The following is a 12,957-nucleotide window of genomic DNA, read 5'->3' on the forward strand; positions in this document are numbered from 1 at the left end:
ACGAAATGGACAAGCTGGGCTTTGCGGCCGGTTCGATGGGCCCGAAAGTGGAAGCTGCCTGCGAATTTGCCCGCCTGACCGGCAAGCGTGCAGTGATTGGCGCGCTGGAAGACATCGAGAAGATCGTGAAGGGCGAAGCCGGTACCATCATCTCCACCGAGAAGAGCGGTATCGAGTGGTACTGAGGCAGGGCGCTGCAACACCTGCTGCGGCGTGTCGACGTCGGCTGAAGGGCAGGTGAGATGTGGATCAACAAGGGCTGCCAGGGCAGCCCTTTTGTTATTCCTGATCAATAATGAATAAATTGTGACATTATTTTCATTCGTATCTTTTCGCTTATGAAAATAATGCAAAAACAACAGGATAGATCACTTCGCGTGAAGATATTCTTGGCTTGCCTTTGTCTTTATCTGCAACGATAATCGCCCCCATCATGCAGGAGAGAGTGGCCAATCGCGGCCACCGCCGAAGGCGCAAGCGCACCCGCAATCGCTCAGGCAAAAGGACTGCATCATCGGATATCACGTATCTGCTTTACTCTGGAGAGCGCTGCACGTAGAGGCAGCCACCGAAGGGGCTAACGGCGGCTGAAATGCCCGCCGGAAAATCTCAGGTGTCAGGACAGAGGGGTGTTGTACCAAGACAGGCAAAACACCCCCTTTGCAAGGACGCACAGATGACGGCCCCGAAACGTACCCCCCTGTTTGACGCTCATGTCGCCGCCGGCGCCAAGATGGTTGATTTCGCCGGTTGGGAAATGCCCATCCATTACGGCTCCCAGCTGAAGGAACATGAGATCGTGCGCAGCGACGCCGGCATGTTCGATGTGTCCCACATGACCGTGATCGACATCAGCGGCAGCGATGCCAAAGCCTGGCTGCAACAGCTGATTGCCAACGACGTGGCCAAGCTGCCCTTCGAAGGCAAGGCCCTGTACTCCGGCATGCTGACCGAAGACGGCACCGTGGTGGACGACCTGATTGTCTACCTGACCTCCTACGGCTACCGCATGGTGGTGAATGCCGGTACCACTGATAAAGACCTGGCCTGGATGGAGAGCCACAAGGCCGGTTTTGATGTCTCCCTCAATGTACGTCGCGACCTGGCCATGCTGGCGGTGCAAGGCCCCAATGCCATTGCCAAGGTCTGTGCGGTCAAGCCGCAACTGGCCGACGCCATTCAATCACTCAAGGTATTCCAGGGCTTGCCTGCAGGCGACTGGTTCTTTGCCCGAACCGGCTATACCGGTGAAGACGGCCTGGAAATCATGATTCCGGCTGGCGAGGCCATCAACTTCTTCAACGAACTCGTGTCCGCTGGCGTGGCCCCTATCGGCCTGGGCGCACGTGACACCCTGCGTCTGGAAGCCGGCATGAATCTGTACGGCCACGACATGGACGAAACCGTATCCCCGCTGCAGGCCGGCATGGGCTGGACCATTGCCTGGGAACCGGCCAGCCGTGACTTCATCGGCCGCAAGGCACTGGAAGCCCAAAGGGCCGCCGGCGTGCCGATGAAACAGGTGGGCCTGGTGCTGGAAGGCCGTGGCGTGCTGCGTGAAGGCCAGAAAGTGGTCGTGGAAGGCGTGGGTGAGGGCATCATCACCAGCGGCACCTTCTCGCCCACCCTCAAGCACTCCATCGCCATCGCCCGTGTACCGGCCGCAACCGGTGCCGACGCACAGGTGGATTTGCGTGGTACGCTCACCGCTGTCCGCGTGGTGAAGATGCCGTTCGTGCGCAACGGCAAGAAAGTTTTCGAATAACAGCGAGCCGGAATACAGCTAGCCAGCCCTTGTCGCTGGCTTGCCGTTTCCCGCTCCCGTAACGGTTCAATCAATCCGAGGAGATTCAATCCATGAGCAATATCCCTGCCGAACTGAAATACGTTGCCAGCCACGAATGGCTGCGTCTGGAAGCCGACGGTTCCGTCACCGTGGGCATTACCGAACATGCACAAGAGCTGCTGGGCGACATCGTGTTCGTCGAGCTGCCGAAAGTGGGTGCCAACCTGGCTGCTGAAGAGCAGGCCGGCGTGGTGGAATCGGTAAAAGCCGCTTCCGACGTATACGCCCCGATCGCCGGTGAAGTGCTGGAAGTGAACGCCGAACTGGAAGCCGCTCCCGAGCTGGCCAACAGCGAGCCCTATGGCGCTGGCTGGTTCTTCAAGATCAAGCCGGCCAATGCCGCAGATCTGGACAGCCTGCTGGATGCCGCTGGCTACGCCAAGGAAATCGGCGCCTGATTGCACGCTGTCAAAGCCTCGTGATGCTGACCATCGCGGGGCTTTTTCACTTTCAGGTTCTGCTCTTCATTACCGGACACCCACCATGACTCTTGCTTCCCTGTTTAACCGTAGCGAATTCATTGCCCGCCATATTGGCCCCTCCGATGCCGAGCGCAGCGAGATGCTGGCCGAAATCGGCGCCGCCTCGCTGGACGATCTGGTGGCCCAGACCCTGCCGGCCGACATCCGCCTGAACCGTGCGCTGGACCTGCCGTCCCCGGTGCCGGAAGCTGAAGCCCTGGCTGCGCTGAAAGATGTGGCCAGCCGCAATATCGTCAACAAGTCTTTCATCGGCCTGGGTTACTACCCGGTGCTGACCCCCACCGTCATCCTGCGCAATGTGCTGGAAAACCCGGGCTGGTACACCGCTTACACCCCGTACCAGGCGGAAATTGCCCAGGGCCGTCTGGAAGCGCTGCTCAACTACCAGCAAATGGTGATGGACCTGACCGGTCTGGAAATGGCCAATGCCTCGCTGCTGGACGAAGCCACCGCCGCCGCCGAAGCCATGGCCATGGCGCGCCGCGTGTCCAAGAGCAAGTCCGCGCAGTTCTTTGTCGACAGCCGCGTGCTGCCACAAACCCTGGACGTGATGAAGACCCGTGCCAAGTACTTCGGTTTCGAGCTGGTTTCCGGCCATCCGGAAGAAGCCGGCAATGGTGACTACTTTGGCGCACTGTTCCAGTATCCGGGCGAAGCGGGCGACCTGATCGACCTGACGCCCTACATTGCCGCCGTCAAGGCCAAGGGTGGTGTGGCCGTGGTGGCTGCCGACATCATGGCGCTGGTGGCGCTGAAGTCGCCGGGCGAAATGGGTGCAGACGTGGCCATTGGCAATACCCAGCGCTTTGGCGTGCCGATGGGCTATGGTGGCCCGCACGCTGCCTACTTTGCCTTCAAGGATGAAATGAAGCGCTCGGCTCCGGGCCGCATCATCGGCGTGTCGGTGGACGCCAAGGGCAAGACCGCGCTGCGCATGGCGCTGCAAACCCGCGAGCAGCACATCCGCCGCGAAAAGGCCAACTCCAATATCTGTACCAGCCAGGTACTGCTGGCCAATATCGCCGGCATGTACGCGGTGTATCACGGTGCCGAAGGCGTCAAGCGCATCGCCAGCCGCATCCACCGTCTGGCCGCCATCTTCGCCCATGCGGTGAAGAGCGCCGGTGGCAAGCTGGTATTCGACCGCTTCTACGACACGGTACAGGTGGAAGCGGCCAATGCCGATGCCATCTACGCCGCCGCCCTGGCTGCCGGTTATAACCTGCGCCGCGTGTCCGCCACCGTGCTGGGTGTTGCCTTCCATGAAGCCGCCACCGAGGCTGATCTGGCCACGCTGATCCAGCTGTTTACCGGCAAGGATGCCGACATTGCCGCGCTGGATGCCGCCGCTGCCGATGCCATCCCGGCCGGCCTCAAGCGAGAATCCGCCTTCTTCACCCACCCGGTGTTCAACACCCACCACAGCGAGCACGAGATGCTGCGCTACCTGAAGAAGCTGGAAAACCGCGACCTGGCGATGAATCACTCGATGATTTCGCTGGGCAGCTGCACCATGAAGCTGAATGCCACCAGCGAGATGATTCCCATCACCTGGCCGGAATTCGCCAATATGCACCCGTTTGCCCCGCGCGATCAGGCTGCCGGTTACCTGCAACTGATTGACGACCTGCAAACCCAGCTGAAAGCCATCACCGGTTTTGACGCCATTTCCATGCAGCCCAACTCCGGCGCGCAGGGCGAATACGCGGGCCTGCTGGCCATCAGCCGTTACCACGAAGCGCGTGGCGAAGCGCAGCGCAATATCTGCCTGATTCCGCAATCGGCCCACGGTACCAACCCGGCCACCGCGCAGATGATGAACATGCAGGTAGTGGTGGTGAAGTGTGATGAATCCGGCAACGTCGACGTGGCCGACCTCAAGGCCAAGGCCGAGCAGCATTCGGCCAACCTGGCGGCATTGATGATTACCTACCCGTCCACTCACGGCGTGTTCGAACAGCCGATCCGCGAAATCTGCGACATCATCCACAGCCACGGTGGTCAGGTGTACATGGACGGTGCCAACCTGAACGCCCAGGTGGGTCTGTGCCGTCCGGCCGATATCGGTGCCGACGTGTCGCACATGAACCTGCACAAGACCTTCTGCATCCCGCACGGCGGTGGCGGCCCGGGCATGGGCCCGATCGGCCTGAAAGCCCATCTGGCCCCGTTCATGGCCAACCACGTGGTGGCTGAAGTGCCGGGCGCGATTGCAGGTCAGTCTGCGGTGTCCGCTGCGCCGTTCGGCTCGGCTTCCATCCTGCCCATCTCCTTCATGTATATCCGCATGATGGGTGCCGAAGGCATGAAGGCCGCTACCGAAAACGCCCTCTTGTCCGCCAACTACATGGCCAAGAAGCTGGGTGAGCACTTCCCGGTGCTGTATACCGGTGCCAATGGCCGGGTGGCGCACGAGTGCATCATCGACCTGCGCCCGCTCAAGGCTGCCAGCGGCGTCACCGAGGTGGACGTGGCCAAGCGCCTGATGGACTACGGCTTCCACGCTCCGACCATGAGCTTCCCGGTACCGGGCACGCTGATGATCGAGCCGACCGAATCCGAACCCAAGGCCGAACTGGACCGCTTCATTGCCGCCATGACCGCCATCCGTCAGGAAATCGACCAGGTGCAGAACGGCACATGGCCGGCGGACAACAACCCGCTGCGCAATGCACCACACAGCAAGGCTGACATCGCTGGCGACTGGGACCGTCCGTACAGCCGCGAAACCGGCCTGTTCCCGCTGCCTTATGTGCTGGAAAACAAGTTCTGGCCGAGCGTGAACCGTATCGACGACGTATACGGCGACCGCAACCTGGTGTGCAGCTGCCCCAGCACCGACAGCTATCTGTAAGCCAGCCCAGGCGTGGGGCCTGTCTGGGTCCCACCGCCATAAGCCCCCGTTTTGACGGGGCTCAGAAATCCCTCTCGCTTTCTGGAAGGAAAGCGAGGCTCCCTTGCAGGGCAAGGACGGGGAGATTGGGAATAGATGGGAAGGCTGCGGAAGTCATCACTTTGTCGAAAGGCCCGGCTTTGCCGGGTCCAGTGAAGTCGCACCAAATTATTTTGTCAGCAGGCTAAGCCCCCGTTTTTACGGGGGCTTTTTTATTTTTCTGGCGTCAGCTGACTGCTTGTCCACCCGTCATGGCGGGCGGGCGTTATCTAGCTGTTGCTTAAAATATGGGCAGGTATTAAAGAAGTGAGATTTATTTTAAGTTTATGGTTTAAAAAGGCTGGATGATTGCTAGAATGACTCTCTTATTCATTGCACATGACGTAATGCTTGTTGTCATGGCTTCACCATTCAGGATGCAAGAGCAGGTTGGAACGCGATATGCCGCATGATGGAGTACCGTTTACCGAGGAAAGCATGGCGCGCTTTGCCTTGCTCGACAGGCTGCGCCATCCGGTATGGGTATTCGATATTGAAGCCCGGCGCGTGTACTGGGCCAACCCTCCTGCCTTGCAGGTGTGGGAGGCTGCCAGCCTGGATGAATTGTGCAGCCGTGACATGGGGCAGGACATGTCCGACTCCGTGGCGCGCCGTTTGCAGCAGTACCAGAGCGACTTCATCAGCCATGACATGATGTTTTCCGAAACCTGGACGCTCTATCCCAACGGTCATCCGCGCAGCCTGAAGGTGATGTTCAGCGGAATACGCCATCAGGGACGCATGCTGATGCTGTGCGAAGCGCTGGGTGAATTGCAGGCCGACCCGGACACCCTGCGCAGTGCGGAAGCCCTGTTGCATTCGCCGGTATTCATCACCCTGTATCAGGCCGATGGCAAGGCGCTGTATCGCAATCCCAGTGCACGTGAGCAAGTGCTGGACCCGGCAGAGTGCTGGCAGACGCGGTTTGTCGACCCGGCAGATCTGGCCGCGTTGCAACAACAGCTGCAGGCTCATGGCAAGGGCCGGTTGGTGGCCAGGGTGCTGACCCGGCAGGGTGAGCGCTGGCATGAGGTGTCGGCACGCCATTGCCGTGATGCGGCATCCGGCCAGCCTGCAGTGCTGGTCAGCGAAATGGATGTCAGCGAGCTGAAAGAGGCCGAGGCGCGCGCCAGCTATCTGGCCATGCACGATATCCTCACCGGGCTGCCCAATCGCAATTTTGTCCAGCAGCATTACCCGGCCTTGTTGCAGCAAGCCCGTGCGCAAAATCTGGAAGTGGCCTTGTTGTGCATCGACCTGGACCGCTTCAAGAACATCAATGACAGCCTGGGTCACGGCTTTGGCGACTTGCTGCTGGTGCAGATGAGCGAGCGCCTGAAACAACTGCTCGCCCACGGCCAGCAACTGGCCAGACAGGGTGGTGACGAATTCCTGTTGCTGCTGTGCGCTCCACAGGTCAAGGAGCTTGCAGCCAGCCTGGCTGCAGCCATCGTGGAAAGCCTGGGTCGCCCCTTGTGGCTGCACGGGCAGGAGGTGCAGCTGACCGCCTCGGTGGGCATCAGCCTGTGCGCCGACGGGGCCGAGGATGTGCAAAGCCATATGCGCCATGCCGACCTGGCCATGTACAGCGCCAAGGAAGCCGGGCGCAATGGCGTCCAGTTTTACGACGAATCCATGGATGCGCGTGCCCGATCGCGCCTGGCGCTGGAGTACGAAATCCGCCGCGGCCTGGAAAATGGCGAATTCGAAGCCTTCTATCAGCCACGGGTGGATTGCTTCAGCGGCCGCATTGTCGGGGCTGAAGCGCTGGCCCGCTGGCGTCACCCGGAACGGGGCCTGTTGTTTCCCGACAGCTTCATCCCCGCCAGTGAGGAAAGCGGCCTGATACGCGAACTGGACCGGCAGATTCTGGCCCAGGTGGCCTCCCAGCTGGCTAACTGGCAGCAGCAGGGGCGGAACTTGCAGGTATCGGTCAACCTGTCGGCCAGCCAGTTTGCCGACCCGGAACTGCCGGCCACCCTGCAACAGATCCTGCAGCAAAGCGGCTGCCCGGCCGCCAGTATCGAGCTGGAAATCACCGAGTCGCTGCTGCTGGCGCACGACCCGCACACCATGAAGACGCTGGCCGCCTTGCAGGCCATGGGTTTTGCCATTGCCATTGACGACTTCGGTACCGGCTATTCCAACCTCGCGTATCTGCAAAACTATCCGCTCAACACCCTCAAGATTGATCGTTCCTTCATTTCCGGCCTGCCGCAAAGTTCGGCCATCCCGGAGTTGATCACCAGCCTGTGCCGCATCCTGAAGCTGGCCATGGTGGCCGAAGGGGTGGAAACCCACGCCCAGCTGGACTGGCTGCGCGAGCAAGGCTGCCAGCAATACCAGGGCTATCTGTGCAGTCGCCCGCTGTCATTGCGCCACTTCAACGAATTGCTGGAGCATGGTGAAGAGCCGCCACGAAGCGCAGTCTGAATAAGCTTAGCGGGAATGCGTCATTCAAATTTTCCGCATCTTCCCTTAAGCTGATGTCCAGCCGGGGCCCCGCATGATGACGGCCTTCCCCCGCACGGAGACCAAGATGAACCTACGCACCCTGTTACCAGCCCTGATGCTGGCCAGCCCGCTGGCGCTGGCGGCCAAACCCCTGACTGTCTGTACCGATGCCAATCCGGAAGGCTTTGACGTGGTGCAGTACAACTCGCTGGTGACCACCAATGCCTCGGCCGATGTGCTGATGAACCGGCTGGTGGAATACGATGCGTCCGCTCACAAATTGCAGCCGGGCCTGGCCAGCAGCTGGCAGGTCAGCGCCGATGGCCTCAGCTACACTTTCAAGCTGCGTCCGGGCGTGGCTTTTCACAGCACCGATTACTTCAAGCCTACGCGCAAACTGAATGCCGACGACGTGGTATTCAGCTTCGAGCGCATGCTCAACCCGGAGCACCCCTGGTACAAGACTGCGGCCAATGGCTACCCGCATGCCCAGTCCATGCAGCTGCCCAAGCTGATCAAGTCGGTCAGCAAGGTGGACGACAATACCGTGCGCTTTGAGCTGAACTATCCGGAATCCACTTTCCTGTCCACGCTGAGCATGGGCTTTGCCTCCATTTACTCGGCCGAATACGCCGCCCAGTTGCAGGCTGCCGGCAAACAGGCCGAGCTCAACAGCAAGCCCATCGGCACCGGTCCCTTCGTGTTCCGCAGCTTCCAGAAGGACAGCGTGGTGCGTTATCAGCCCAACCTGGCTTACTGGGGGGGTAAACCCAAGGTGTCGGCACTGATCTATGCCATCACGCCGGATGCCACCGTGCGGGTACAAAAGCTGAAGGCAGGGGAGTGCCAGCTGGCCTTGTCGGCCAAGCCGCAAGACGTGCTGGCAGTGCAGGGCGACAGCAAGATTCGCGTACTGTCCACACCGGCTTTCATGACCGCCTTTGTCGCCATCAACAGCCAGCACAAGCCTTTTGACAATGCGCTGGTCCGGCAGGCGGTCAACCTGGCTTTCGACAAGACCACCTATCTGAAAACCGTGTTTGATGGCACGGCTACCGCCGCCACGCTGCCGTATCCGCCCAATACCTGGAGCTATAACAAGAGCGTGAAGCCGTATCCGCAAGACCTGGCACGCGCAAAAAAACTGCTGGCCCAGGCTGGCTACCCCAACGGCTTTGACACCACGCTGTGGGTACGCCCCAGCGGCAGCACGCTCAACCCCAACCCCAAGGCCGGCGCCGAGCTGTTGCAGGCTGATCTGGCCAAGGTAGGCATCCGTGCGCAGATCAAGGTGATCGAGTGGGGCGAGCTGATCAAGCGCGGCAAGGCGGGCGAGCACGACCTGCTGTTCATGGGCTGGGCCGGGGATAATGGCGACCCGGACAACTTCCTCACCCCGCAGTTCTCCTGTGCCGCCGTGCAGTCCGGCACCAACTTTGCCCGCTATTGCGACCCGAAGCTGGACAAGCTGATTAGCGACGGCAAGAAAACCAGCGATTTTGCCCAGCGCAGCAAGCTGTACCTGCAAGCGCAAAAGCTGATCAGCGATCAGGCCTTGTGGCTGCCGCTGGCCCACCCCACGGCCTATGTACTGGAGCGCAAGGAAGTGAGCGGTTTTGCTGCCAACCCGTTTGGTCGGGTCAACTTTGCCACGGTGAATGTGCAGTAAGCCGCCCATCCGGCAAAGCCGTAAATCCCACACCAAAAGGCAGCCTTGTGCTGCCTTTTTGCATCGCCAAACGGCTGCCCATGGCAATCGCCGTGCTGCCCGGGACGGCTTGCGGTATCATGTGCCGGTGTTTGTCGATCACAGACGCAGCGGGTGCCGGGAACAGTCTGTCCCGGGGTTCCGCGCACCGGGAAGAACCTGCCATGAGCCGTAAAGAAAGCAAAAGTCCAACCTTTGACCGCATTGTCGAAGCCAGCCTGCAGCTGTTCAACCAGCAGGGCGAGCGCAGCGTCACCACCAATCACATTGCGCGTTACCTGAATATCAGCACCGGCAATCTGTACTACCACTTTGCCTGCAAGGAAGACATCATCAATGAGCTGTACCGGCGCTATTCCAAGGGTATGGCTGATTATCTCAATGCCGCGGGCGAGTTGAGCGTGAATGCCTCGATCGAGGGCCTGGTGTCGCTGCTGGAAAAGGTATTGCGTCATCTGTGGACCTTCCGTTTTATCCCGCAGAGCATTTCCAGCCTGTTTTCGGTCAACCAGTCCTTGCAGGAAAGCTACAGCAAGATCGAAGCCGGGCTGATCAGCCGTGGCGTGGAAAAGCTTTTTTTCAAGCTGCGCGATCAGGGCATGCTGGAAGGTGACGACGTGCAGATCGGTTTTCTCGCGCGTAATTTCCAGCTGTTGCAAACCGGCTGGATTGCCCGTCCCGACATTGCCAAATGTCCACAGGAAGCACAGACCGTGGCGCGCGAGGGGTGCCTGAGTCTGCTGTATTTCCTGGCACCTTATGTGTCCAGCCGTTTCCGCCAGCCTTTCGAGCGCGTGCTGGCCGGCATGGCACCGGTACATGGTGCGCTGCCGGCGGTATAAGTCATCTTTTCCTTGCCGCATTGCATGGCCAGTCGCTGACTGGCCATTTGTCATTTTGTGCCGGAAATTCATAAGCTTTGCAGGAAATCCGGCTTGGCTTCTTCCCCTGCTGACGGTATGGTTAGTGCGATATGCAACAGGCGTAAAGCCACAGGAGAGAAGAAGATGAAACTGGAAACCCTGGCCGTGCACGGCGGCTACAGCCCGGACCCGACCACCAAGGCGGTGGCCGTTCCGCTGTATCAGACCACCAGCTATGCCTTTGACAGCACCCAGCACGGTGCAGACCTGTTCGACCTGAAAGTGCAGGGTAATATCTATACCCGCATCATGAACCCCACCACCGATGTGCTGGAAAAGCGCGTAGCTGCACTGGAAGGCGGCATTGGGGCACTGGCGGTGGCATCCGGCATGGCGGCCATCAGCTACGCCATCCAGACCATCGCGGAAGCCGGTGACAACATCATTGCCACCAGCACGCTGTATGGCGGTACTTATAACCTGTTTGCCCACACCTTCCCGCAGCTGGGCATCGAAGTGCGCTTCATCGACTACAAGGACCCGGCCTCCATCAGCAAGCTGGTGGATGGCAAGACCAAGGCGGTGTTCTGCGAGTCGGTGGGCAACCCGCTGGGCAATGTGGTGGACTTTGCCGCCTTTGCCCAGGAAGCGCACAAGCATGGCCTGCCGCTGATTGTCGACAATACCGTGCCCTCGCCGTACCTGTGCCGCCCCTTCGAGCATGGCGCGGATATCGTGGTACACAGCCTCACCAAATACCTGGGCGGCCACGGCACCAGTATTGGCGGCATTATTGTCGATTCCGGCAAATTCCCCTGGGGCGAGCATAAAGAACGCTTTGTGCGCCTGAATACGCCGGATGTCAGCTACCACGGCGTGAATTACGTCGAGGCACTGGGCCCGGCTGCCTATATCGCCCGTGCCCGTGTGGTGCCGCTGCGCAATATGGGCGCAGCCATTTCACCGTTCAATGCCTTCCTGATCCTGCAGGGCATCGAAACCCTGGCGCTGCGTCTGGACCGCATTTGCGACAATGCATTGAAAGTGGCCGAGCGCCTGCAAGCCCACCCGGCGGTGGAGTGGGTGGAATACGCTGCCCTGCCTTCCAGCCCCAGCAAGGCGCTGGTGGACAAATACATGGGCGGTCGCGCTTCGGGCATCCTTTCCTTCGGCATCAAGGGTGGCATCGAGGCCGGTGGCCGCTTCATCGATGCACTGCAACTGGTGACCCGTCTGGTGAATATCGGCGATGCCAAGAGCCTGGCTTGCCACCCGGCCTCCACCACCCACCGCCAGCTGTCGCCGGAAGAGCAGCTCAAGGCCGGGGTGCGACCGGAGCTGATTCGCCTGTCCATCGGCATCGAGCACATCGACGACATTCTGGCTGATGTGGATCAGGCGCTGAACGCAGCGGCCCTGTAAAGGTGCTTTGTTGATGCAAAAAAGGCTGCCGGAGGGCAGCCTTTTTCAATGTGGTGGAACTAGCGGCGATGCACCACCTGCGGGTTCAGGCCGTTGGCCAGGTGGTGATGCCACTTGCCGTTGATGAATTCCTGCACAAAGCGCTTGGCGCGCTCGGCGTGGTCCAGCTCGCCATGCGGCGCGATATTGCTCAGGTGTACCGGATGGCCCAGCTTGCGTGCCAGCTCCTCGGTATCAACGAAAACCAGTGGCTGGCCGGCAAAGCTGGGCTGGTTCACCGTTTCGCGCGACAGCAGGGTCAGTTGCAAATGGTGCTTGTCGTGCTGAATGAAGTCGTACAGCTCATCCACTGCTGCTTCTTCGCCCTCCAGCATTTGCAGGAAATCCTTGTTCATCAGCAACAGCAGGCTGTTGATGCCCATGCGTTCGTTGCGGGCACGATAACCGGCCAGCAGACCCAGCAGGGTTTGCGGTGAATAGGCCGGATTAAGGGCGCTGGAGTAAATCAGGCGGATCATTGCAGTCTCCTGGCGCTGGGGCGCTCTTGTGATGATGCGTGCCGGGGTGATGAAGCCTCCGGCTTGGCTCCATGATAGGTGGAATTGCCTTGTCATGCACCTTGCGCGCTTGCGCGAGCCACGCTCAGCTGCTGCCCGCGCCCAGATGCAGCCAGAGCAGGAAGCTCAGTAATGCTGCCAGTGCATGCAGCCAGGCGCGCCAGCGATAACTCACGGCCACGCCTTGCGGCGTGAGGGTGTTGATCAGATAGGGTTTGCCATCATCCGGTTTGCGCACATGCAAGGTGGGCGGGGTGCTGGCCAGCTGCTGGTGTAACTGGCGAACCTCACGCTCGGCAGCGGCACGTACCAGCTGCCATTCCTGTTCGCTGATCTGACCGCTGCCGTCCAGATCAAAACGGCGCAGCAAGGCCGGCTGGTCCTGTTTCCATTCGCTCAGCTTTGCGCCCACATCCTGGCGGAATGCCTGCTGGTCGGGTCGCACGCCACCGTGGCTGCTCAACTGGCCCAGTACGTAGAGCGGGTCGCCTTCGTCTATCCATTCTTCCACCAGCGTTTCATTGCCTTCCTGCCAGCTCTCGCGGTGTGGCGGCTGCACCTCGGCACCTTCCGGGTGGATGATCACCGCCTGCTTGCCATCCTGCAGCACAAAAGACTGATCGCTGCACTCCGGTACGGACAGCAGGCTGCCGCTGTCCAGCGTCAGCGGGTCTAGCGTACGGCCGGACAGGG

Annotated in this window: 9 protein-coding genes, 1 pseudogene and 2 riboswitches; of the genes and pseudogenes, 8 read left to right on the forward strand and 2 right to left on the reverse strand. The window is 60.3% G+C overall.

What is annotated here, in order from left to right; genetic code table 11:
- The 8 genes and pseudogenes from JHD62_RS19770 to JHD62_RS19805 form a co-directional block, all read left to right on the forward strand.
- A pseudogene (locus tag JHD62_RS19770) lies at nucleotides 1-185 on the forward strand (carbamate kinase); the annotation flags it as partial.
- Nucleotides 186-426: 241 nt separating this feature from the next.
- Nucleotides 427-519, forward strand: a riboswitch (glycine riboswitch).
- 10 nt (nucleotides 520-529) lie between these two features.
- Nucleotides 530-635: riboswitch (glycine riboswitch) on the forward strand.
- Between the two features lie 41 nt (nucleotides 636-676).
- Nucleotides 677-1,765 carry a glycine cleavage system aminomethyltransferase GcvT gene (gcvT, locus tag JHD62_RS19775; RefSeq protein WP_199104320.1) on the forward strand — a complete coding sequence of 363 codons (1,089 nt, stop codon included), beginning with the start codon at nucleotides 677-679 and terminating at the stop codon, nucleotides 1,763-1,765.
- A 92-nt stretch (nucleotides 1,766-1,857) separates the two neighbouring features.
- Nucleotides 1,858-2,244 (forward strand): glycine cleavage system protein GcvH, encoded by a 387-nt coding sequence (gcvH, locus tag JHD62_RS19780; RefSeq protein WP_062789780.1) that lies wholly within the window; start codon nucleotides 1,858-1,860, stop codon nucleotides 2,242-2,244.
- Nucleotides 2,245-2,329: 85 nt separating this feature from the next.
- The gene (gene gcvP, locus JHD62_RS19785; protein WP_199104321.1) at nucleotides 2,330-5,182 is read left to right on the forward strand and encodes an aminomethyl-transferring glycine dehydrogenase; all 2,853 of its coding nucleotides are present in this window, start codon (nucleotides 2,330-2,332) and stop codon (nucleotides 5,180-5,182) included.
- A gap of 480 nt (nucleotides 5,183-5,662) precedes the next feature.
- Nucleotides 5,663-7,693 carry a bifunctional diguanylate cyclase/phosphodiesterase gene (locus JHD62_RS19790; protein ID WP_233161116.1) on the forward strand — a complete coding sequence of 677 codons (2,031 nt, stop codon included), beginning with the start codon at nucleotides 5,663-5,665 and terminating at the stop codon, nucleotides 7,691-7,693.
- 106 nt (nucleotides 7,694-7,799) lie between these two features.
- A complete protein-coding gene (locus JHD62_RS19795) occupies nucleotides 7,800-9,383 on the forward strand; it encodes an ABC transporter substrate-binding protein (protein ID WP_199104322.1) in 1,584 nt (527 codons plus the stop codon).
- Nucleotides 9,384-9,586: 203 nt separating this feature from the next.
- Nucleotides 9,587-10,264, forward strand: a complete 678-nt coding sequence (locus JHD62_RS19800; protein ID WP_199104323.1) for a TetR/AcrR family transcriptional regulator — start codon at nucleotides 9,587-9,589, stop codon at nucleotides 10,262-10,264.
- Nucleotides 10,265-10,429: 165 nt separating this feature from the next.
- Nucleotides 10,430-11,707 (forward strand): O-acetylhomoserine aminocarboxypropyltransferase/cysteine synthase family protein, encoded by a 1,278-nt coding sequence (locus JHD62_RS19805; RefSeq protein WP_199104324.1) that lies wholly within the window; start codon nucleotides 10,430-10,432, stop codon nucleotides 11,705-11,707.
- Nucleotides 11,708-11,766: 59 nt separating this feature from the next.
- Here the strand turns inward: JHD62_RS19805 and JHD62_RS19810 are convergent, their stop codons facing one another.
- Together JHD62_RS19810 and JHD62_RS19815 are read right to left on the reverse strand one after the other, a co-directional pair.
- The gene (locus tag JHD62_RS19810) at nucleotides 11,767-12,225 is read right to left on the reverse strand and encodes a BLUF domain-containing protein (RefSeq protein ID WP_199104325.1); all 459 of its coding nucleotides are present in this window, start codon (nucleotides 12,223-12,225) and stop codon (nucleotides 11,767-11,769) included.
- A gap of 124 nt (nucleotides 12,226-12,349) precedes the next feature.
- A partial coding sequence (locus JHD62_RS19815) for an EF-hand domain-containing protein (RefSeq protein ID WP_255523036.1) occupies nucleotides 12,350-12,957 on the reverse strand: 608 nt, incomplete at its 5' end.

Origin of the sequence: Aquitalea sp. ASV11 (assembly GCF_016429185.1) — a bacterium.
GTDB classification, from domain to species: Bacteria; Pseudomonadota; Gammaproteobacteria; order Burkholderiales; family Chromobacteriaceae; genus Aquitalea; species Aquitalea pelogenes.

Bases quoted from the DNA above. Each gene is read 5' to 3' on its own strand.
- gcvT (WP_199104320.1), top strand. From the start codon at position 677: ATGACGGCCCCGAAACGTACCCCCCTGTTTGACGCTCATGTCGCCGCC.
- gcvH (WP_062789780.1), top strand. From the start codon at position 1,858: ATGAGCAATATCCCTGCCGAACTGAAATACGTTGCCAGCCACGAATGG.
- gcvP (WP_199104321.1), top strand. From the start codon at position 2,330: ATGACTCTTGCTTCCCTGTTTAACCGTAGCGAATTCATTGCCCGCCAT.
- JHD62_RS19790 (WP_233161116.1), top strand. From the start codon at position 5,663: ATGCCGCATGATGGAGTACCGTTTACCGAGGAAAGCATGGCGCGCTTT.
- JHD62_RS19795 (WP_199104322.1), top strand. From the start codon at position 7,800: ATGAACCTACGCACCCTGTTACCAGCCCTGATGCTGGCCAGCCCGCTG.
- JHD62_RS19800 (WP_199104323.1), top strand. From the start codon at position 9,587: ATGAGCCGTAAAGAAAGCAAAAGTCCAACCTTTGACCGCATTGTCGAA.
- JHD62_RS19805 (WP_199104324.1), top strand. From the start codon at position 10,430: ATGAAACTGGAAACCCTGGCCGTGCACGGCGGCTACAGCCCGGACCCG.
- JHD62_RS19810 (WP_199104325.1), bottom strand. From the start codon at position 12,225: ATGATCCGCCTGATTTACTCCAGCGCCCTTAATCCGGCCTATTCACCG.